Consider the following 20,839-nt stretch of genomic DNA (forward strand, 5'->3'; position numbering starts at 1 on the left):
TAAAAAAGAGAGGAGGACAGGTCCTCCTCCCAACTCATTACTTAAATTCGACCTTTGTCAGGATGTCAGAACCTGTTGGATGCGGCTTGAAGTTCGTCAGCTTGCTGCTTCCGGCCAGGATTGGCGTAGAGTGGGCAAGCGGAATCCAAGGTGCATCTTCTTTAATGATTTCCTGTGCTTTTTTGTATAGCTCGTTTCGTTTTTCCTGATCAGCATTGGATTGTGCTTCAATTAAAATGTCATGAAGCTCATCGTTGCTGTAGTACGTGTAGTTGTTGCTGCCGATGCTGTCTTTGTCAAGAAGCGTGTAAAGGAAGTTGTCGGCATCACCGTTGTCGCCTGTCCATCCAAGCATGAATGAGTCAGCTTCCCCTTTTGCCGCTTTATCAAGGTAAGTAGCCCAGTCGTACGTTTTGATTTCTGCTTCAACGCCGATTTTGGCAAAGCTTGATTTGATGACTTCCGCTACTTTCATTCCTTCAGGCATATATGGACGAGGAACAGGCATTGCCCAAAGCTCCATTTTGAATCCATCCGGGAAGCCGGCTTCTGCAAGTAAGGCTTTCGCTTTTTCAAGATCATACGGATAAGGCTCAATGTCATCATTGTAGCCTTCAAGTGACGGAGGCATTGGATTTTTCGCAGGCTCTGCAAGTCCGCCGTAGAAAGAATCGATAATGCCCTGCTTGTCAACCGCATGGTTCAGCGCCTGGCGCACAAGCTTGTTGTCAAGCGGCTTGCGGTTTGTTGTCAGGCCGACGTAGCCAATGTTCATAGACGGACGTTCAAACGTCTGAAGGTCGCTGTTGCTTGAAATAGATTTCGTATCAGATGGGTTGACGCCATCCATTAAGTCGATTTCGCCTGTTTGAAGGGCATTTAGGCGTGCTGAGTTTTCAGGAATCGATTTGAAGATAACCTGATTTAATTTCGGATAGCCTTCCATCCAGTAGTCTTCATTCTTTTCAAGAACGATTCTGTCGTTTGGCTTCCACTCTACAAATTTAAACGGGCCGGTTCCAACCGGATTTTCTCTGAATTTGTCTCCGTGCTTCTCGATGGCTGCCGGGCTTGCAATGCCGAATGGAGACATGGCAAGGTTCTTCAAGAACGGAGCCTGAGGGCGTTTTAATGTGAAAACAACTTTGTTGGCGCCGTCTGCTTTTACTTCTTTAATGACATGTCCTTCGTCCTTTTTAAAGCCGCCGAACATTGTGTAGTAAGGGAATTTGTCTGCATCCCCGTTCATCCAGCGTTCAAAGTTGAAGACAACCGCGTCTGCATTGAAGTCTGTGCCGTCATGGAATTTGACGCCTTCTCTTAGAGTAAGCGTGTAAGTCAGGTTATCTTCTGACACTTCCCATTTCGTTGCAAGGCCTTCCTGTACTGTTGTATCCTGTTCACCATAGTTTAAGAGTGTTTCAAAAACGTTGACTGTTACTTTGAAGGCTTCCCCTTCTGTTGTTGTAATCGGATCAAGAGAAGTAGAGTCACCGCCGCGTCCAAAAACGAGGCTGTCCTGTTTCTTTTCACTGCTTCCGCCGTCGCCGCCTTCTGATGAAGAGCTGTCAGAACTGCAGCCCATCAAGGCAGCTGATAAAAGCAGCACAAACATAATTGAGACTAACAGACTTTTCTTTTTCACGCATACATCCCCCTATTTTCTAGTGATGAATCTATCAATCACGTCCCGTGTCACTCATACAAGTGACATGCGACATAATGACCTTCTTTAACTTCCTTCCATTCCGGCTTTTTGACCATGCATGGTTCAAAGCATGCCGGGCACCTCGTGTGAAACGCGCACCCTTTTGGCGGGTCAGACGGGCTAGGAAGATCCCCTTTTAACACTATCTGCTCTTTTACCGCTTCCGGATCAGGCAGCGGCACAGCCGACAGAAGCGCCTTCGTGTACGGGTGCAGCGGATCTGCATACACCTTTTCGCTGTCTGCAAGTTCTACTAAACTGCCTAAATACATGACTCCGAGTCTGTCGCTTATATGGCGGACAACCCCGAGATCATGGGAGATGAAAATATACGTCAGGGAAAATTCCTTCTGCAGATCCTTCAGCAGATTCAGGATTTGCGACTGGATGGATACATCAAGGGCAGAGACCGGCTCGTCTGCAATGATGAGCTTCGGATTTGTCATCAGCGCTCTTGCAATCCCGATTCTCTGGCGCTGTCCTCCGCTGAACTGATGAGGGTAGCGCTTGCCGTAGGCTTCATCAAGCCCGACAATCCCAAGCATCTCTTTCACCTTTTTGCGGCGTTCTTCTTTGCTGCCGATTCCGTGGACAATGAGCGGCTCTTCAAGAATTCGTTCAACGGTCATCCTCGGGTTCAGGGAAGCATAAGGATCCTGGAAGACCATCTGCAGCTCCCGCCTCATTTTTCTCATTTCCTTAGGAGATTTCGTTAACAGCTGCTCCTCGCGGAAGGAGACCGATCCGTCTGTCGGCTCAATCAACTTAAGCAATAGGCGCCCCATCGTTGATTTGCCGCAGCCGGATTCCCCGACAATCCCTAGGGTTTCTCCTTCGTACACTTCAAAGGACAGGTCATTAACCGCTTTTACCGCTCCCACTTTTCTGCCGAGAACCCCTCCCGTAATCGGGAAATGCTTTGTGAGCTTTTCTACTTTAAGCAAAGGCTTCGTCATGCTCTAAAGCCTCCTCTCTCGCTAAAAAACATCTCGACTGGTGCGAATCCTGCAGTTTATAAAGCGGAGGCGAATGCTTCACGCACTCTGCCATCGCATATTCGCAGCGGCCTGCAAACAGACAGCCTGTCTGCACAGTGCCCGGACGCGGCACCTGGCCCGAGATGGAATACAGCCGTTCATTTTTCTTCCGGATGTCCGGAACAGATTTCATTAAGCCCTTTGTGTACGGATGCTTCGGATTTTTAAAGATGGTTTTGACGCTGCCTTCCTCCACAACCTGTCCGGCATACATGACCATGACTCGGTCGCACATTTCCGCGACCACACCAAGGTCATGGGTGATAAACACGATGGAGGTATCCATTTTTTTGTTCAGATCCTTCATCAGCTTCAGAATCTGAGCCTGAATCGTCACATCAAGCGCCGTTGTCGGTTCATCTGCAATCAGCACTTTCGGATCACAGATCATCGCCATGGCAATCATGACGCGCTGCCTCATTCCGCCTGAAAGCTGATGCGGATACTCCCCGTAAAGCTCTTCAGGGCGCGGCAGGCCGACGAGCTTCAAAATTTGAATCGCCCGCTCTTTCGCCTGTTTTTTCGTCAGGCTTAAATGAACGCGGAGAGACTCTTCAAGCTGGTTCCCGATTTTAAACAGCGGATTAAGCGAGGTCATCGGTTCCTGAAAAACCATCGCCAGTTCATTTCCCCGCAGTTTGCGCATCGATTTTTCGTTCAGCTTCAGCAGATCTTTCCCCTGAAACAGAATTTCACCTGAGAGCTTTGAAGTTTTTTGGGGCAGCAGCCCCATAATGGATAGGGAGGTCACGCTCTTTCCGCAGCCGGATTCTCCGACAATGCCGAGAACTTCCCCTTTATGTACGTCAAACCTGATCGAATCAACGACACGCGTTTCTTCTTTTCCCTGCAGGAACGTAATGCTCAAATCTTTGATTTCCAAAATCTTTTCCCGCGACAGACCGCTCACCCCCAGTTTGGACACCCTAAACAGCATATGAAGCCGGGTGACCCGCTATGTCATGTTATTTCTGTAAGATACTATTAAAACTACTTAAAATTTGGATATGTACAAATTATAGACTAAAAATTCTAAATATTAAAATAGTTCATTACTCCTATTTCCATCTGTACCTATCTTTTCCATAAGACGGTGAATATGGTGAAATTCATGTCATTTGAAGCATAAAAAATAAGCAGTCCGCAAAGGACTGCTTATTTTTACTTAATTTAGCATTTTATATCTGCTGAAAAGTATTTTTATTATGATAGAAAAATATGGGTTAATCCAGCTGCTGAATCTGGAACAGGGAATAATAGTGGCCCTGTTTTTCCATTAATTCGGCGTGGGTGCCTTCTTCGACAATCTTCCCGTTTTCCATCACGACAATCTTATCGGCATGTGTGATGGTCGACAGTCTGTGAGCAACAATGAAGGTCGTTCTGTCTTCAGCAAGCTTCTCGAGAGCTTCCTGAATAAGATGCTCACTTTCAAGATCCAGTGCCGAGGTTGCTTCATCAAGCACAAGAATCGGCGGATTTTTCAAAAAGACCCTTGCAATGGCAAGGCGCTGCTTCTGCCCTCCCGAAAGCTTGACTCCCCGCTCGCCGACCTTTGTGTTGTAGCCTTCAGGAAAACCAAGGATAAAGTCGTGTGCATTCGCAGCTTTTGCCGCTTCAAACACTTCTTCATCGGTGGCTCCCGGCTTCCCGATCAGAATATTTTCTTTCACAGTCTGGCTGAACAAGAACGTATCCTGAAGCACCATGCCAATCTGATCTCTCAGGCTTTGTGCGCGGTATTCCCGGATGTCTGTGCCGTCAAGTAGAATCCTGCCCTCGGTTACATCGTAAAACCGCGGGATCAGACTGATGAAAGTCGACTTTCCGCCGCCGCTCATTCCAACAAGCGCAACGGTTTCTCCCCTGTTTACCTCAAGTGATACGTCTTCAAGAATCATCGGTTCCTTCTCATCGTATTTAAAGGAAACACGGTCAAACTTAATGGTGCCGCTGATGTCTTTTGCTTCTTTCGCATCAGGCTTGTCTGTTATATCGTATTTTTCATCAATCAGCTCAAAGACGCGGTCCATAGACGCAAGAGCCTGCGTCAGCGTTGTGGAAGATGTCACAAGGCGTCTCAGCGGATTGTAAAGCTGATCAATGTAGGCGATAAACGCCACCATGGTGCCAACTGTCATGTTCCCGTGAATGACCTGGTAGGCCGCAAAGCCAATGACAAGCAGCGGGGCAACGTCCGTAATCGTATTTACTACGGCAAAGGTCTTTGCGTTCCAGCTTGTATGATCAATAGCTTTGTTTAAAAAGTTATGGTTTTCCTTATCGAACTCTTTTTGTTCATGATCTTCAATTGCAAAGCTTCGGATGACAGGCATCCCCTGCACCCTTTCATGAAGATGTCCCTGAACCTGAGCAAGCGCCTGCGATCTCACTCTTGTCAGATGTCTAAGTCTTCCGTAGAAATACTTCACCGAAAAACCGTACAGCGGAAACAGCACGATTGAGACTAGTGTCAATTTAATATCCATCGTGAACATAATAATGACCGCAATTACAATCGTAAAGATATCGAGCCACACGTTCATAAGCCCTGTGATGACAAAGTTTTTCGTCTGCTCCACATCATTGATGACGCGGGAAATAATCTCTCCCGCTCTTGTATTCGCATAGTAGCGCAGACTCAGCTTTTGAAGATGGGTAAACAAACTATCCCTTATATCATAGAGGATTTTGCTACCTGTCCACTGCGCAAAATACTGTCTGTAATATTCAATCGGCGGCCTTGCCAGCAGGAAGATCGCAAACATGATGCCCATGATGGCGAACAGCTTTCCCGTTTTTTCATCAGCGGACATGTTTCCGCCGAGAATGTCATCTACTACATATTTAAGAAGCAGGGGCGTAAGAAGAGGTATGGAAAATTTAATGATTCCAATTGCGATTGTCCCTGTAATCTGCCATTTGTAGGGTTTAACAAATTTCATGTAGCGTTTAACTGAACTCAAGGTTTTGTCTCCCCCTCTCATTTCTTTTTATTTTGTGCTTTTGCGCGCGGTTCATGCCGACCCCATGCAGAAAGAGCCTGCTTTAGAAAACAGGCTCTTAAAAAAACAACCCATTCATTTGTCTTGTGCTTGTCATTTCACATGTGTCAGATAGCGCTCGTACCACTCATCGATAAAGTCAGGTGAAAAAGGACCTTTCCGCTGTCTGATCCAGCGAAGCAGCTTTTCAAGATTGCTTTTTAAAATCAAGTCGATCACATTCGGATAATTCATTTTCTTACGGTGATATTCGTACTCATCTTCATCAAGAATGATGTACGTCATATCGGGAAAAATTTTCACATCCAGGTCATAGTCAATATATTTAAGGGCTTCATCATCCCATGCAAATGGCGAACTGATGTTGCAGTAATAGTAGATTCCGTCTTCCCGGATCATGCCAATTACATTGAACCAGTATTTTGTATGAAAGTAACAGATGGCCGGCTCCCGGGTGATCCATGTTCTTCCGTCAGATTCCGTTACGATCGTCCGGTCGTTTCCGCCGATGATGCAGTGCCCGCTTGCCTTCAGGACTGTTGTCTCATCCCAGATTCTGTGGATATGCCCGTTATGTTTGTAACTATGTATCTGTATGCTGTCTCCTTCCTTGGGAAATCCCATTTTGCTCCCCTACTTTCTATATCGCCGCTCCGCAAATAAGCAAAGATTGTCAACTTTTCGTTTTTACCATTATACCGCCTGCCGTTTAAAAAAGAAAATAAAAGAGCCGCCCGTATACCGGAGACTCTTATGGTCGGTCATTTATGCAGAGGCTCCCTGATCTGATAGGACCGGATAACCTCTTCTGTCTGTTTTTGAAAAACCTTCTGAATGGACTGCAGCTCCTCTTTCATGATCTCAATTTCCATCTGGATATCCCCGCACGCTTCACCCGGAAGATTGCTCAGCTGCTCTTTCAGTTCCTGGCATCTCTCAATCTCTCCCTGGAGATCCAGCAGCTTATCCATTGTCTCAAGCTGGCGGCCCACCAATGCATCAAATTCCTTCAAGTTCATTTGCACCTCCGCTTATTTGTCCGCTATACCAATTCGTTTTGCAGGAGCGGATCTCCTTTGACTTTATCTGTTGAGGAATCGGAGGTTTTGTCGGAAAAATTTTGGGCGGGCTCAGCACATTCTATGCGCTTTAATTGGTTTGCCGGTCATAAAATAGGGGAATTGGATAAAAGTTGTAATCCTATTCAAAGGAGATGAGCCGTTCTTTGATTTCCCTTCTCTTTTTAGTGATCACCGTCAGCTGGATGGCTGAATTCATTCTTTTCCGGAACAGGGGAACTTCTGAGGGTGAAATGCAGGAAAGGCGCTCCTATCCTTTTTTGCTTTTAGTCATTGCCCTCACAATTTCAATGGCTGTACTGATGAGGGAATGGAACATCTTTTATGTCGGCAGTACCCTTGTTCATGGGGCTGGCATTGTTCTATATGCATCAGGGGTTCTTCTGAGATACTGGGGGATTTTTCACCTGAAAGAGCAGTTTACCCGCCATGTATCCTTCCGCAAAGGGGATGAGCTTGTCAGCTCCGGCCCGTACCGCAGGCTGAGGCATCCTCTCTATACAGGACTCCTGCTCATTATCATCGGCATATGCCTTTCTCTCGGCAATGCGGTGCTTGCAGGCGCAGGCGGGACAGCCGCCGCTCTTGGCCTTCTTAAAAGAATTCAAATTGAAGAAAAGATGCTGATCGAAGCTTACGGAGAGGAATACCGGAGCTGGGCAGAGAAAAGATACCGCCTTGTTCCGCCTATATATTAACCATTACCTGGAGGTGCTTGCATGTTAAATCAAAAAAAGAAAGCCGTTGTAGTCGGAGCAGGACTTGGAGGCATGTCTGCTGCAATCAGACTTTCGGCAGACGGCTATGATGTGACAGTTTTAGAGAAAAACAGCAATGTCGGAGGCAAGCTTAACCGCAGGTCCGGGAAAGGCTTTACGTTTGATACTGGCCCTTCCATCCTGACAATGCCGTGGGTGCTTGAGAAGCTCTTTAAAAGCGTCAACAGGCATCTTGAAGACTACATAACCGTTGTACGTGTGGAACCTCAGTGGCGCACCTTTTTCGAAGACGGCACATCCATTGATGTATCAAGCGACCTGCCGACGATGATCGCCGAGATGGCAAAGGTGTCGAACGAACCGCACGGCAGCATGAGCAGTCTCCTTTCCTACAGCGAAAAAATGTATGATCTCTGTCTGAAAAGCTTTTACAAATACAGCCTTGAAGACCTGAAAGATCTGAAAAAACACCACACACTGAAAGACTTGATGGCGATGGATCCGCTGAGCACGGTTGCCGATGGAACAGAGAAATATCTTGATTCAAAGCACCTTCAGCAGCTCTTCAACTTCTTTGTCATGTACGTCGGCTCAAACCCATATTCCGCCCCGGCGATACTGAATCAGCTGATCTATGTGCAGCTCGGCCTCGGCATTTACTACGTAAAAGGCGGAATGTATGAGATCGCAGAAGGCATGAAGAAAGTCATGGACGAACTGAGAATCGAAGTGAAAACAGACACACCTGTTGCCCACCTTGAGCTCGAAGGCAAAAAAGTGACGGGCGTTGTGACAGAGAGCGGAGATGTTTACCGCGCTGATGTCGTCATTTCAAACCTGGAAGCCATTCCGGCCTACCGGAACCTTGCCCCGTCAACCGGGGAAGTGAAGCGTGAAGTGAAAAAGCTCGGCAAGTCTTTCATCCCGAGCGTATCCGGACTCGTGCTTCTGCTTGGGACAGACCGGAAGTTTGAAAACTTAAAACACCACAACTTCTTCTTCTCAGAAGATCCGAAAAAGGAATTCCAGCAAATCTTTGATCAAGGGGTTCCGGCAGATGACCCGACCGTTTATATCGGCATTTCCGCAAGATCTGACGCAAGCCAGGCGCCTGAAGGAAAAGACAACCTCTTTGTGCTGACGCACGTCCCTCCTCTAAAAGAAGGAGCCAAAACAAGCTTCGACTGGGACGAATACAGAGAGCTTGTCCTGAACAAACTCGAGCGGATGGGCATGACCGGACTCCGCGACTCCATCGAATTTGAATACCGTTTTACCCCCGAGAACCTTGAAGAGCTTTACGGTCCAAACGGCGGATCCATCTACGGAGTCGCATCAGACAAGAAGAAAAACAGCGGGTTCAAAATCCCGTCCAAAAGCCAGCTGTACGAAGGCCTGTACTTTGTCGGCGGCTCAACGCACCCAGGCGGAGGCGTACCGATGGTCACCCTCTCCGGCCAGCTGACAGCGGATTTGATTAAAGAGAATGAGCTTGCTGCTGTGAAATAGGTTTATGTATATTGAATGCCGCGTTGCCTTTTGGGGTGATGCGGTGTTTTTTTGTGTATATTTTTAAGGACCATTAAGCTAACGAGTACCGGGCTTTGGTGGTCTATTCTTTGGGATAAGTGCCGCCAAGGATACGGAATCCGCTTTTGAGGGTTCTATTCTCTCCGATCAGTACCACCAACCAAACGAAATCCTCTGTTGAAGGTTTCATTCTCCCCGATAAGTGCCACCAACCAAACGAGATCCTCTGTTGATGGTTCCATTCTCTCCGATAAGTACCACCAACTAAACGAAATCCGCTGTTGATGGTTCCATTCTCTCCGATAAGTACCACCAATCAAACGGAATTCGCTTTTGATGGTTCCGTTCTCTCCGATAAGTGCCGCCAACCAAACGATTTCCTCTGTTGAGGGTTCCTTTCTCCCCAATAAGTACCATCAACCAAACGATTTCCTCTATTGATGGTTCCATTCTCTCCTACAAGTACCACCAACCAAACAAAATCCTTTGTTGATGGTTCCGTTCTCTCCGATCAGTACCACCAACCAAACAAAATTCTCTGTTGATGGTTCCATTTTCTCCGATCAGTACCACTAACCAAGTGATATCCGTTACTTTGCTCTGAAGGTTCATTTGCGACCTTGTTTTGACCCTTCAGCTCTATTGGTTTGCTCTGAAAGGTCATATGCGATCTTGTTTTGACCCTTCAGCTCTGTTGCTTTGCTCTGAAGGGTCATATGCAACCTTGTTTTGACCCTTCAGCTTTGTTGGTTTGCTCTGAAGCGTCATATGCAACCTTGTTTTGATCCTTCAGCTCTGTTGCTTTGCTCTGAAGAGTCATATGCGACCTTGTTTTGACCCTTCAGCTCTGTTGCTTTGCTCTGAAGGGTCATTTGCGACCTTGTTTTGACCCTTCAGCTCTATTGGTTTGCTCTGAAGGGTCATATGCTATCCTGTTTTGACCCTTCAGCTCTATTGGTTTGCTCTGAAGGGTCATAAGCTATCCTGTTTTGACCCTTCAGCTCTGTTGCTTTGCTCTGAAGGGTCATTTGCGACCTTGTTTTGACCCTTCAGCTCTATTGGTTTGCTCTGAAGGGTCATATGCGACCTTGTTTTGACCCTTCAGCTCTGTTGCTTTGCTCTGAAGGGTCATATGCGACCTTGTTTGACCCTTCAACTCTCATTTATTAAGCCCGCTCCCCACCCACAAACAAAAAAGACACCTCTCCACACAAGGGAGAAGTGTCTCTTTTCGTTTTTTTAACGGTTTTATTATGAGTTTTGGTTCTTTTTAGCTTCAGCTTGCTGGTTGTACTTCTTTACGTGTTGAGCGTCAGTCTCGCTTGCGAACTCAGCACCGTATTGTTGTTGACCTTGAGCAGCTTGAGCGTTTTGTTGTTTCACGTGTTGCACGCTTGTGCCAGATTGTGTTTTGTTGTTTTGTTGTTGGTTTGCCATCTTTATCACCTCCACGAAATTTATCATGTCCCGGAGGTGATTTTTATATCCGCTTTTTTTTTCGATCTTTTTTCCGGACCGATTTACATCAAAAGAGAGCGGCCGCCATCTACAATAATGGTCTGTCCTCTGATCATCGAAGCTTTTTCCGAGCAAAGGAATTCAACGGCATCAACCATGTCTTCTGTTTCGACCATTCTGCCGGCAGGGGTCATTCTTCTTGCATCAGCAAGCAGTTCTTCGCGGTTTGGGAAATGCTTGAGTGCTTCTGTATCGACCGCTCCGCCGGATACGGCGTTGACCACGATATTTTTGGACGCAAGCTCTACAGCAAGATAGCGCGTCAATGATTCAAGCGCAGCTTTTGAAACGCCTACAGTTGTATAGTTTTCAAGTACACGGATGGAGCCGAGGGAGCTGATGCTGACAATTGTTCCTCCGCCGGTTTTCTCCATGCGCTTGGCCGCTTCCTGGGCACAGAATAAAAGGGCCTTGCTGTTAATATCCATTGTCCAGTCCCAATGCGTTTCTTCAAGCTCCATAAGAGGACGGAGAACGCCTGATGCAGCGTTATTGACGAAAATATCAAGTCTGCCGAACGTCTCATCGATTTCGGCGAACATTTCTTTAATTTTTTCAGGCTTGCCCACATTCGCTTTCACGACAAGCGCTTTAACTCCAAGTGCTTCAATTTCTTCCGCTGTCTGCAGGGCGGCGCTTTTGCTGCGCGCATAGTTGATTACGATGTTATAGCCCTGTTTGGCAAGGCGGAGGGCGATTGCTTTGCCGATGCCGCGGCTGCTTCCTGTAATTAGAGCGGTTTTGTTCTGGTTCATATTGACATCTCCTTCAATGCAGTAGTTCGTATAGTTGCCCTTATTGTATCAAACAATAGGAAAAGCGAGTAGTAGAGGAGGAATTCATCATGTACGTAGGCAGAGATATGACGGAACTGTCAATGATGTCCATACACGAATGGAAAGACAGTGAGCTTGCATACTTTCACCACGGGCTTCAGCAGATGATGCCGTATTTAAACGCAGAGGGCCAGACGATCCACCGTGAAATTATGGAGGAGATTGAAGCGCGCGGAGGTCTTAAGCGCGGCGAGGCGGATTACACCCACGGAACCAGAGTGAGCTATGATTGACGAAAATCCGGCCGCAACCGGCCGGATTTTATTTGTGCACTTCCGTCATCTGATAAATTTTCTGATGGGACACGGGAAAGGCATATTTCTGCATTTCTGCTTCTGTTACTTTTAAAAGATTATCGGGGCTGCTGCCCGGCTTCAGCCTTCCAGCGTAAACAGAGATATTCCAGACGAGATGGGAAAAAATATGCTGAATGGTTCCTGACAGGGGCTCAAGCTCGGCTTCCGCTTCATATTCCTCATGCAAGTACTTAATAAGCTGCTCTTTTTGAGAAAGCAGCCCAATTTCTGTTTCACAGTTCGGGAACTCCCACAGGTTTGCAAGCAGTCCTGATGATGGACGTTTATGAATATAGAAATTTCCGGCATCGTCTTTCAGTACAGCAGCTGCCATCATTACCGGTCTTGGCTTTTTCTTTTTGCTTTTCACCGGAAGTTCTGTCTGAACCCCTTCTTCAAATGCCTGGCAGTGTTCTCTCACAGGACAGATCAGGCAGGATGGCGACGTCGGTGTACATACAATTGCACCAAGCTCCATGAGTGCCTGGTTAAATTCAGACGGCTGTTCTTTTGAAATGACTTCATACAGAATTTTTTCAAAAATGGTTCTTGTCTTCGGTTTCGCGATGTCTTCCCAGATTGAAAGAATACGCGACATGACTCTCATGACATTTCCGTCAACAGCGGGCTCAGGCACCCCGTATGCAATGCTCAGGATCGCCCCTTTTGTGTAGGGACCGACACCTTTCAGCTTGCTGATTTCCTCAGGCGTATTTGGCACGATGCCTCCGTAAGTACTTACGACTTCTTTAACAGCAGATTGAAGATTCCGGACGCGCGAGTAGTAACCAAGCCCCTCCCACGCTTTCAGCACATCTTCCTCATCAGCTGCTGCAAGGGCTTCAAGAGTCGGAAATTTCTCCGTAAAGTTCAGGAAATAAGGAATGACCGTGTCCACCCTTGTTTGCTGCAGCATGATCTCAGACACCCACACCTTATAAGGATCCTGGTCAAGCCTCCACGGCAGATCTCTTTTTTCGCGCAGGTACCATGAGATTAAATCGCGCCTGAAATCTTCTATATGTAATGAGTGCAGATTCTTATCGGCTGCATCAAGCATATTTATCTTTCCTCTCATGTTATTTTTATTGGATATTTGGGAAAATAAAAGGGTATCTTTGTTTTCAACTTAGAAATCATACAGCATTTATCCGTATTTAAAAAGGGAAAGCATGTTAGTGTTTGACTCTTTCATGCCGTTCCATGCAAAATGCCATAAAGAGCACACTTATTCTTTTCATCAAGGGATAGGAAAAGCTCAGTCTTCATAAGAATGTGACAGGAGGTTTTGCAAAGTGGATACAGGCACACACGTTGTGATGGGCATTGCCCTTGGCGGACTTGCGACACTGGATCCCGCTGTCGGTTCAGACCCGGTAACAGCTCAGGCAGTCATGATTGGAGCGATTGCCGGTTCACAGGCTCCTGATCTTGATACGATACTCAAATTCCGAAATAACGCAAAATATATCCGCAATCACCGCGGCATCACCCATTCGATTCCGGCTGTTATTCTCTGGTCGGTGCTCATAACCGGCTTGCTGTACTGGCTTTTCCCCGGCTCGAACTTGCTGCATCTTGGGATATGGACAACAATTGCCGTCGTGCTGCATGTTTTCGTTGATATTTTCAACGCGTACGGCACGCAGGCTCTAAGGCCGTTTTCCCACAAATGGGTGGCACTCGGCATGATCAACACGTTTGACCCGATTCTGTTTGCCATTTACTGTGCAGGCATTCTGTCCTGGGTTTTCGGCACACCTGCAGGGTACACGTTTCTGACTGTATTTGTCATCGTGTTTTTCTATTACATTTTACGCTTCTTTATGAAAAGAAGCATTGTGAAAAAAATCCATCAAAAATACAGCGAAGTGGAAAAAATCATCATTTCCCCGACGATGAAATTCAGACGGTGGCGCGTAGCGATTATTACAAAATCACATTTCTATGTGGGACGGTCGCTGAACGGAAAACTAACGATACTTGATGAGTATGACCGGGTTCCCGTCCCGCAGACGGCCATCATTCAGGCTGCTGAAGAGGATGAAAACATTTCGGCCTTTCTGTCTTTCTCTCCCGTGTACAGGTGGGAAGTGGATGAGTATACAGACCACTATGAAGTGAAATTTATCGATCTGAGATACAGAAGCAAGGGACATTATCCCTTTGTCGCCATCGTCCAGCTCGATCAGGACTTGAACATTGTCAGTTCTTACACCGGCTGGATCTTCAGTGAAGAAAAGCTCAGGAAAAAATTAGACCTTTTGCCGGAATAAAAAACTTGGCCTCCTCTATGGAGCCAAGTTTTTTCGTTTAATGGAGCATGCCGTCGCTGTCATTCAGCAGATGACTGTATTTCGGATTCGTCGCCAAAAACTGGTGCAGCTTGTCTCCGTAATTGACAATCCACTGCGTGACGATCTTTTCCGTCATGTTTTTTCCGCGGTACTTCTCCCCCGCTTTGGCGTACGTTGTCTCAAAGTCATCCCAGAGCAATTCAACCCATGTTCTCGCCTTGTCATAGGACAGGGCAGGATTTTTTTCCATAAGCAGCCGGGCAAGCCGGTCGTGATACATTTCCATTTTTCATCACCCCGTTCTGTTTATAGTTTTTGCGGAAGCATCACATACTATAAGTAGGCTTCGAATGAAGCTAGTTTAAACCCATTGGAGGTCATACGAATGCGGAATAAAGCGAAAGACTTTCCGATCCAGTCAAGCAATAAGTTTGAAGGAGAGCCAAGAGCAAAAGATGATTTCGCGTCCAAACGGGCCGACGGAACCATCAACACACATCCGCAGGAACGCATGAGAGCTTCCGGCGAGCGCGAAAATCAGTTTTAAAAGACTGCACACATTTTGCGGAGGTGCTTATAATGGGGTCAACACACAAAAAGTTTTTTGAAAATCGAATGGCTAATCCGTTTCAGCAGCCTTGGGCCAACCCAAAGCATGCGCATGCACAGGTAAACGGGCAGACGCAGCAGACTCAGGACTTAATCATTCTCGAGCGTCAGACACGAAAAAGATCATAGGCTAAACGCATAACGAATCATGCTGAATGAATCAGATTCAGCGTGGTTCGTTTTCTTCTTTTTTTCGTCCAAGCATGGAAATCGGTATACCTTCCTCTTCTGATTCCTGAGAGTCAAGACGGTTTCCCCACGCAAATACACCATTCATGTAGTCAATTTTAAAGTATGAGCCCGGTGCACCTTCTATTTCATACACTTCCCCAGGCTTAAAATCATCGGGATTAAGCAAATAGGCCTTTGCCATCGTAATCTTGCGGTCAAGCACCGCAAATTCATTGACCATGCCTAGCTGCTCCGCTTTGCGGGCTTTCTCGGAAAGAGCGGCGATTTCTGTTTTCAGTTCATATTCTGTCATCGTGCTGTAGCGTTTTGTCTGCATGATGGTACTTCCTTTCTTTTTTGCCCTTTAAAAGGATAAAATAAATGTATGACATCTATAGGAGTGATTTTATGACAGCACTAGTCGTCACAGGTGCAGGCTCAGGACTCGGACGCTCACTCGCCTTGGCCTACAGCAGGGATTTTGACGAGATCATTCTTCTCGGGCGCAGCACGGAAAAGCTGCTGGAAACAAAACAGCTGCTGCCTGATAAGCAGGTATTTACATATGAGCTTGACATAAGGTCTCATGCGGAGATTGAACGGCTGACAGACACCCTCTTCAGCCGTCATCCTGTCACTGCGCTGATCAATAACGCAGGAGTGGGCCACTTTGGTCCAATCACGGACATGCCCGCTGATCGAATCAAAGAAATGCTCGATACAAATGTGTTTGGCACCATTCTTTTAACACAGGCATTTCTAAAGCATTTCAAAGAAAAAGGAAAAATCGTGAACATTATCTCAACAGCAGGCCTCAGAGGCAAAGTGAATGAAAGTGCCTACTGCGCCTCCAAATTTGCCCTGAGGGGCTTTACTGAGAGCCTTGTGAAAGAATATGAAGGAACAGGCATCGTTCTGTCGGGAGCCTACATGGGAGGCATGGACACTCCGTTCTGGAACGAAACCGATCATATTAAAGATAAATCGCGGCTTCGGTCACCCGACGTTATCGCAGAAAAAATATACAGTCTTGATGACGGGAGACCTGAAATCATTGTGGAGTAGGGCGTTCAGTCCTGCTCTTCTTCTTCATTCAGGAACCGTTCGATCATGTCGATCTGGAATCCTTTTCTGTATAGCGCCTGCTTCATCTTGAGCCGGTATGCAGACGGCTTTTCTTTGGCGTACTTCCGCTGAAGTTTTTCTGCCTGCTTCACCAGAGACTGATATTCCTCATCGTCATTGTTCTCATAGGTCATTTCTTCCGTGACGATTGAAATGACATCGAAATTGAACCCTTTTCGAAGCAGTGTCTGCTCTATTTTCTGCTTCGTCTGAACAGTAGAGCTTTTTGCTTCTTTTCTCACCGTTTTCTCAGCATGAACCATTGCCTGTTCAATCTGATCCTCTTTTGTATACTGCTCCAACGCCTTCTCAGCGGTTGCTTTATCAATCCCTTTTAAGGAAAGCTCCCTTTTAATCACGCCGGGTCCCTTTCCCCCGGTTTTCCAGTGCGTCCGCACAAATGCATCCGCGAATTCACTGTCATTAACATATTTATAATGCCGAAGCTGATGGATAACCTCTGTCACAACCGATTCAGGGTACTCTTTTTTCAGGAGCATATCGGCCGTTTCCTTCTCTGATCTCATTCTGAATCCGAGAAATTCAATCGCTTTGTTAAACGCCTTTTTAACCGCATCCCCGTACTGGATCTCAAGAATCTCCATCTCATCCAGTTCAAGGCCTTTTTTCAGGCCAAACTTTAATAGAACGTTCTGGTCGACGCTGAAGGCGAATTTTTCACCTTTGCCATCATTCAAAAACACATTAAACCGTTCTTCACTGCTCTTTTGAGTCGTTATTTTCGATATTGTTGGCATAGGAACACCTCCCCTTTATTTTATCACATTTCCCTTTTTGCACCTTTTAAAAAGCACTCCTTCCGTCTTCACAAAAAACTTTCTGCAGCAGAGCATATTAAAAAGGATTATTGGGGTTTGAGTGCTGAATTATAAGGAAAGAGAATAACAAGGAGTGATGACCGTGAAAATAGCAATCGCAGGCGGAACGGGCTTTGTCGGAAACGAGCTTACTGCCTTTCTCGCAGATAATGGAAACGAAGTACTGATCTTAACGCGATCAAAAAAAGAAAGCGAAAAAAGCGGCGTGCGCTTCGTTGAATGGATGACAGACGGCGCTGCTCCTGAGAAAGAACTCGAGGGCATTGATGCCTTTATCAACCTTGCAGGCAAATCCATCAACGACAGATGGACAGAGGAAAATAAAAAAGAAATCGTGGAAAGCAGAATCAAAACCACCCGGGAAGTATACAGAATCATCGACAGCCTCCAGAAAAAACCTGAAGTCCATGTAAATGCAAGCGCAGTCGGCATTTACGGAACGTCAGAGACCGAGACATTTACGGAAGAATCTAATCCCGGCGCCTCTGATTTCCTGTCAGAGACCGTCATGAAATGGGAGCAGGAAGCGTCGGAAATCGGAAAACTTGGTGTCCGCACCGTATTTGTCCGCTTCGGGATTATCCTCGGTGATAAAGGAGCTCTTCCAGCCATTCTGCTTCCATATAAATTATTTGCCGGCGGGACAGTGGGCTCAGGCACACAATGGATGTCATGGGTTCATATACATGATGTAGTGAGACTTATACATTTCGTCATGAACGACAGCACAATAGAAGGCCCTGTGAATGCCGTTTCGCCAAATCCGGTGCAGATGAAAGAATTCGGAAAAACGGCAGCAAAAGTGATGAACCGCCCCCACTGGATTCCTGCCCCGGGATTTGCCTTGAAAATGGCTCTTGGGGAACGAAGCATTCTTGTCCTTGAAGGGCAGCGTGTCATCCCGAAGGCAGCGGCAGAAAACGGCTTTACTTTTTCCTTTCCATTACTTGAAGACGCTTTGTCAGACTTATTAAAATCAAGATAGGTCACTCAGAATAGGAGTTTGCCATGGACAGTTTTTTATTTAAGAACGCAACCATTTATCCCATAACGTCAAAAACGCTCTATCAATCAGATCTGCTCGTAACAGGAGGAAAAATCAAAGCAATCGGCAAGAACCTCTCGGCCCCGCCTGATTCATCCATCATCGAGTGCGGGGAGCAGTTTCTTTTCCCCGGCTTTATCGATGTTCATACACACCTCGGCCTTTACGACGAAGGAACAGGCTGGGCAGGCAATGATGCAAACGAAACCATCGAGGTGCTCTCGCCCCACATCCGTGCCCTTGACGGGGTACACCCGCTTGATCAGGGCTTTAAAGATGCAGTCCGGTACGGCATCACAACTGTGCACGTCATGCCTGGCAGCGCGAACGTAATCGGCGGAACAACATCCGTCATTAAAACCCACGGCGTCAATATCAAAGACATGCTCGTAGTAGAAACCGCAGCTCTCAAAATTGCTTTGGGCGAAAACCCGAAGCGGATTCACAGCCACGGCAATAAGGATTCCATTACAAGAATGGGTATCATGGGCATGCTCAGGGAAGTTTTTTATAAAGCCAAATGCAGCATGAATGACTGCGATGACTTCAGATCCATCCCCATCAAAAAAGTGCTGAACCGTGAAATTCCAGTCCGCATTCATGCCCACAGAGCAGATGACATCCTGTCTGCTATAAGATTTGCAGAAGAATTCGACCTGGATTTCAGGATTGAACACTGTACAGAGGGCCATCTGATAGCAGATGAATTTATCGGAAAAAACATCAAAGTAAGTGTCGGCCCGACCCTTACCCGCAAATCAAAAATCGAACTCAAAAACAAAAGCTGGGAAACGTATCAGGCACTCGCTGACCGGGGGGTCGAAGTCTCCATCACGACGGACCACCCCTACACCCCGATCCAGTATTTGAACGTGGTCGCATCCATCGCCGTAAGGGAAGGTTTTGACGAAAAACTCGCTCTTGAATCGATCACCATAACCGCTGCCAAAAACCTGATGATCGACCACCTAGTCGGGAGCCTTGAACCAGGAAAAGACGCTGACATCGTCCTGTGGAACCACCACCCGTTCCACTACCTCGCAAAGCCCGGGCTGACAATGATAAATGGGAAAATAGTCTATCAAAAAACCTGAATTTCCCTCTTGAAAAACAGCGCTTTCTCAGTCTCAAAAAATGTGCTCAAATTCACATAAAATTAACAAAAAAAATTGTTCCATTTTGAAAAAAAATCGAGTATGATACTTGAGGAAAGAGTAATAAACTAGAAAAGCGGAAGAGCCCGTTTTTCTCCGGCAGTCAGATAAGAAAGTCGAGATTTTGTTCCGACAGAGGAGACCGAGAGCTGCAGCTGGACATTAATTACTAAAAACCGAATGATGCAATTGCGTGGGAAGGCAAATGGTGCGCCACCAGTAAACTGGTCCTAGTGGGTTCGATTCCCACCCCGAAATTTTTTGGCTAATTTAAAAAATTTCGAGGGTGGGACTTTCACACGACAAGTCTGTAAGTCTGCCCTCTGGTTGGAGGGACAGCAAATGCTTAAAAAACGTGATATTCATGACAGTCAGCCGCTATATGATCATATGATCCACCCTGATGTCTTCCCATTTGTGCGCCACAAAGCAGCATCAATTGATGAATATCTTTTTTTAACCAAACAGACAATTGAAGCAGAAGAGCGCGGGGAATTAATTTCACGTACCATTCTTGATGAATGGGGCTCTCCAATCGGAACGATCAGTCTGTTTGACATTCAGGACAACGCAGGATTTCTCGGCACATGGCTCGGGAAACCCTACCACGGAAAAGGCTATAACCAGGCCGCAAAAGATGCCTTCTTCAATGAACTCTTTTTTGAGCTTGGCATCGATCGGATTTTCCTTCGCATCCGCAAGAAAAACGTCCGTTCAACAAAAGCAGCCGAAAAGCTGCCGTACGTTGTCTACGCGAACGAAACAAGAAAACCGCTCCTTGATGAAATCAATCAGGGTGAAGATATCTACAACCTTTACGAAATTTCAAAAGACCTTTACACCTTCTATACGGTGCGCACCGCTGCAGAAACAGAGGAACAGCATCTTAAAGAGGCCTAATAAGAAAAGCGGAAGCGCCCGTTTAGCTCCGATAGGCAGATAAGAAATCGCCTAAAAAGTCCGGTTTTGACTTTTTAGGCGATTTTGTTCTGACAGAGGAGCTGGGTGCTGGAGCTGGGTGCTGGAGCTGGACATCTGTGCGCAAACCTCATAGTACGGAAGTTTTAAGAAAAGCCTAAAAAACCTGCTCATACAAAGCAGGTTTTTTTGTATGAGATTTTGATGGGATGACGAAAATAGATGTGACACAAATTCGAAAGGGTGAAAAAGCATGTCGGACAAAAGAAAACGCGAAAAAACACGCAACTCTCTAAGCGGCGCTCAAGAAGTAACCTATTCACGGGAATTTAAAATGGCAGACCGCGCGGGCGGGTACATAGGCAGTAAGAGCGGACGCTGAGGCAGGAGTATAAGCTTTGGTGAATATTTTTAGAAAGTGCTGTGAACCTTGGTTTGCAGCACTTTCTTTGTTGATTGCTTTATGGAAAGTGCGCTTAAGTTGAGTTTGCAGCACAAACATGGATGATTGGGCTTTGGAAAATGTTCTTAACCTGAGTTAACAGCACAAACTTTCTTGATCGCTCTTTGTAAAGTGCTCTTAACCAGCACAAAAACTAATAACCGCTTCACCGTAAGTGAGCTTAACCCCTAAAGTCAGCAACTACCAGCATAAGTCCTCACAAATAATCCACACTAAAGAAGAACGTTTCGTTCAACTTTTTTTAGGGGGGCTTTTATCATGGGAAGAGCAAACAGCCAGCAGTCCAAAAACAAGAGCAACTTGCCTCAAGTACCGAAAAACTTAAAAAAAGAAGCTGACGGTGTTTACGAGGAATATTCAGCTGAACTCGCAGACAGTGCAGACAAAGAAGCTCAGGCTAGAGCAAAAGCTGCCGACCAGCGTCAGGGAAAATCATTATAGCAGAAAAAAAACAGCCAGTGACGGATCATCCGCCGCTGGCTTTTGAATG

The 20,839-nt window shown here is 46.4% G+C and carries 24 protein-coding genes; 12 read left to right on the plus strand and 12 right to left on the minus strand.

From position 1 onward, the window contains the following. Positions 1 to 37: 37 nt before the first annotated feature. The 6 genes from MHB63_05545 to MHB63_05570 form a co-directional block, all read right to left on the minus strand. Positions 38 to 1,645 (minus strand): ABC transporter substrate-binding protein, encoded by a 1,608-nt coding sequence (locus MHB63_05545; protein ID MEK3806041.1) that lies wholly within the window; start codon positions 1,643 to 1,645, stop codon positions 38 to 40. 50 nt (positions 1,646 to 1,695) lie between these two features. Beyond that, positions 1,696 to 2,664 (minus strand): dipeptide ABC transporter ATP-binding protein, encoded by a 969-nt coding sequence (locus MHB63_05550; GenBank protein MEK3806042.1) that lies wholly within the window; start codon positions 2,662 to 2,664, stop codon positions 1,696 to 1,698. Then, positions 2,645 to 3,682, minus strand: coding sequence for an ABC transporter ATP-binding protein (locus tag MHB63_05555; protein ID MEK3806043.1), 1,038 nt, complete (start codon positions 3,680 to 3,682; stop codon positions 2,645 to 2,647). Before MHB63_05555 ends, MHB63_05550 begins: the two co-directional genes overlap by 20 nt. A 286-nt stretch (positions 3,683 to 3,968) precedes the next feature. Then, positions 3,969 to 5,711 (minus strand): ABC transporter ATP-binding protein, encoded by a 1,743-nt coding sequence (locus MHB63_05560; protein MEK3806044.1) that lies wholly within the window; start codon positions 5,709 to 5,711, stop codon positions 3,969 to 3,971. Between the two features lie 132 nt (positions 5,712 to 5,843). Then, positions 5,844 to 6,374: a DUF402 domain-containing protein gene (locus MHB63_05565; GenBank protein ID MEK3806045.1), complete on the minus strand. Its 531-nt coding sequence runs from the start codon at positions 6,372 to 6,374 to the stop codon at positions 5,844 to 5,846. 137 nt (positions 6,375 to 6,511) lie between these two features. Further along, the gene (locus tag MHB63_05570) at positions 6,512 to 6,769 is read right to left on the minus strand and encodes a YgaB family protein (GenBank protein ID MEK3806046.1); all 258 of its coding nucleotides are present in this window, start codon (positions 6,767 to 6,769) and stop codon (positions 6,512 to 6,514) included. A 206-nt stretch (positions 6,770 to 6,975) separates the two neighbouring features. Between MHB63_05570 and MHB63_05575 the strand changes: the two genes are divergently transcribed. Next, complete coding sequence (locus MHB63_05575) at positions 6,976 to 7,527, plus strand: isoprenylcysteine carboxylmethyltransferase family protein (protein MEK3806047.1); 552 nt, start codon at positions 6,976 to 6,978, stop codon at positions 7,525 to 7,527. Positions 7,528 to 7,548: 21 nt separating this feature from the next. Continuing rightward, on the plus strand, positions 7,549 to 9,057 hold the full coding sequence (gene crtI / locus MHB63_05580) for a phytoene desaturase family protein (protein MEK3806048.1): 1,509 nt from the start codon (positions 7,549 to 7,551) through the stop codon (positions 9,055 to 9,057). Between the two features lie 1,272 nt (positions 9,058 to 10,329). Here the strand turns inward: crtI and MHB63_05585 are convergent. Beyond that, a complete protein-coding gene (locus MHB63_05585) occupies positions 10,330 to 10,515 on the minus strand; it encodes a gamma-type small acid-soluble spore protein (GenBank protein ID MEK3806049.1) in 186 nt (61 codons plus the stop codon). Positions 10,516 to 10,598: 83 nt separating this feature from the next. Next, the gene (fabL, locus tag MHB63_05590; protein MEK3806050.1) at positions 10,599 to 11,351 is read right to left on the minus strand and encodes an enoyl-[acyl-carrier-protein] reductase FabL; all 753 of its coding nucleotides are present in this window, start codon (positions 11,349 to 11,351) and stop codon (positions 10,599 to 10,601) included. A gap of 89 nt (positions 11,352 to 11,440) precedes the next feature. Between fabL and MHB63_05595 the strand changes: the two genes are divergently transcribed. After that, complete coding sequence (locus MHB63_05595) at positions 11,441 to 11,665, plus strand: hypothetical protein (GenBank protein ID MEK3806051.1); 225 nt, start codon at positions 11,441 to 11,443, stop codon at positions 11,663 to 11,665. A 28-nt stretch (positions 11,666 to 11,693) separates the two neighbouring features. On the opposite strand, the gene mutY is transcribed toward MHB63_05595, so the two are convergent. Continuing rightward, positions 11,694 to 12,788: an A/G-specific adenine glycosylase gene (mutY, locus tag MHB63_05600; protein MEK3806052.1), complete on the minus strand. Its 1,095-nt coding sequence runs from the start codon at positions 12,786 to 12,788 to the stop codon at positions 11,694 to 11,696. 235 nt (positions 12,789 to 13,023) lie between these two features. Between mutY and MHB63_05605 the strand changes: the two genes are divergently transcribed. Beyond that, positions 13,024 to 14,004 (plus strand): metal-dependent hydrolase, encoded by a 981-nt coding sequence (locus MHB63_05605; protein MEK3806053.1) that lies wholly within the window; start codon positions 13,024 to 13,026, stop codon positions 14,002 to 14,004. Positions 14,005 to 14,041: 37 nt separating this feature from the next. On the opposite strand, the gene MHB63_05610 is transcribed toward MHB63_05605, so the two are convergent. Beyond that, positions 14,042 to 14,311, minus strand: coding sequence for a YfhJ family protein (locus tag MHB63_05610; GenBank protein MEK3806054.1), 270 nt, complete (start codon positions 14,309 to 14,311; stop codon positions 14,042 to 14,044). Positions 14,312 to 14,410: 99 nt separating this feature from the next. Here MHB63_05610 and MHB63_05615 point away from each other — a divergent pair, with 99 nt between their 5' ends. Together MHB63_05615 and MHB63_05620 are read left to right on the plus strand one after the other, a co-directional pair. Next, complete coding sequence (locus tag MHB63_05615) at positions 14,411 to 14,572, plus strand: small, acid-soluble spore protein K (protein ID MEK3806055.1); 162 nt, start codon at positions 14,411 to 14,413, stop codon at positions 14,570 to 14,572. Positions 14,573 to 14,604: 32 nt separating this feature from the next. Beyond that, positions 14,605 to 14,763 carry a YpzG family protein gene (locus MHB63_05620; GenBank protein ID MEK3806056.1) on the plus strand — a complete coding sequence of 53 codons (159 nt, stop codon included), beginning with the start codon at positions 14,605 to 14,607 and terminating at the stop codon, positions 14,761 to 14,763. A 37-nt stretch (positions 14,764 to 14,800) separates the two neighbouring features. Here MHB63_05620 and MHB63_05625 read toward each other — a convergent pair whose 3' ends face one another. Further along, positions 14,801 to 15,142 carry a YfhH family protein gene (locus MHB63_05625; GenBank protein ID MEK3806057.1) on the minus strand — a complete coding sequence of 114 codons (342 nt, stop codon included), beginning with the start codon at positions 15,140 to 15,142 and terminating at the stop codon, positions 14,801 to 14,803. Between the two features lie 71 nt (positions 15,143 to 15,213). On the opposite strand from MHB63_05625, the gene MHB63_05630 reads away from it, so the two are divergent. Next, entirely contained in the window at positions 15,214 to 15,870 is a 657-nt protein-coding gene (locus MHB63_05630) for an SDR family oxidoreductase (GenBank protein MEK3806058.1), read from the plus strand. Positions 15,871 to 15,875: 5 nt separating this feature from the next. Here MHB63_05630 and recX read toward each other — a convergent pair whose 3' ends face one another. After that, the gene (recX, locus tag MHB63_05635) at positions 15,876 to 16,688 is read right to left on the minus strand and encodes a recombination regulator RecX (GenBank protein ID MEK3806059.1); all 813 of its coding nucleotides are present in this window, start codon (positions 16,686 to 16,688) and stop codon (positions 15,876 to 15,878) included. A gap of 163 nt (positions 16,689 to 16,851) precedes the next feature. On the opposite strand from recX, the gene MHB63_05640 reads away from it, so the two are divergent. The 5 genes from MHB63_05640 (at position 16,852) to MHB63_05660 (ending at position 20,790) form a co-directional block, all read left to right on the plus strand. After that, positions 16,852 to 17,754, plus strand: coding sequence for a TIGR01777 family oxidoreductase (locus tag MHB63_05640; protein ID MEK3806060.1), 903 nt, complete (start codon positions 16,852 to 16,854; stop codon positions 17,752 to 17,754). Between the two features lie 23 nt (positions 17,755 to 17,777). Then, entirely contained in the window at positions 17,778 to 18,908 is a 1,131-nt protein-coding gene (locus MHB63_05645; GenBank protein ID MEK3806061.1) for an amidohydrolase, read from the plus strand. 402 nt (positions 18,909 to 19,310) lie between these two features. Next, complete coding sequence (locus MHB63_05650; protein ID MEK3806062.1) at positions 19,311 to 19,868, plus strand: GNAT family N-acetyltransferase; 558 nt, start codon at positions 19,311 to 19,313, stop codon at positions 19,866 to 19,868. Positions 19,869 to 20,139: 271 nt separating this feature from the next. Further along, complete coding sequence (locus MHB63_05655) at positions 20,140 to 20,268, plus strand: YfhE family protein (protein ID MEK3806063.1); 129 nt, start codon at positions 20,140 to 20,142, stop codon at positions 20,266 to 20,268. A gap of 339 nt (positions 20,269 to 20,607) precedes the next feature. Further along, on the plus strand, positions 20,608 to 20,790 hold the full coding sequence (locus MHB63_05660) for a YfhD family protein (GenBank protein ID MEK3806064.1): 183 nt from the start codon (positions 20,608 to 20,610) through the stop codon (positions 20,788 to 20,790). Positions 20,791 to 20,839: the final 49 nt, after the last annotated feature.

It is taken from the genome of Bacillus sp. FSL H8-0547 (assembly GCA_038002745.1).
Classification (GTDB): domain Bacteria; phylum Bacillota; class Bacilli; order Bacillales; family Bacillaceae; genus Bacillus_P.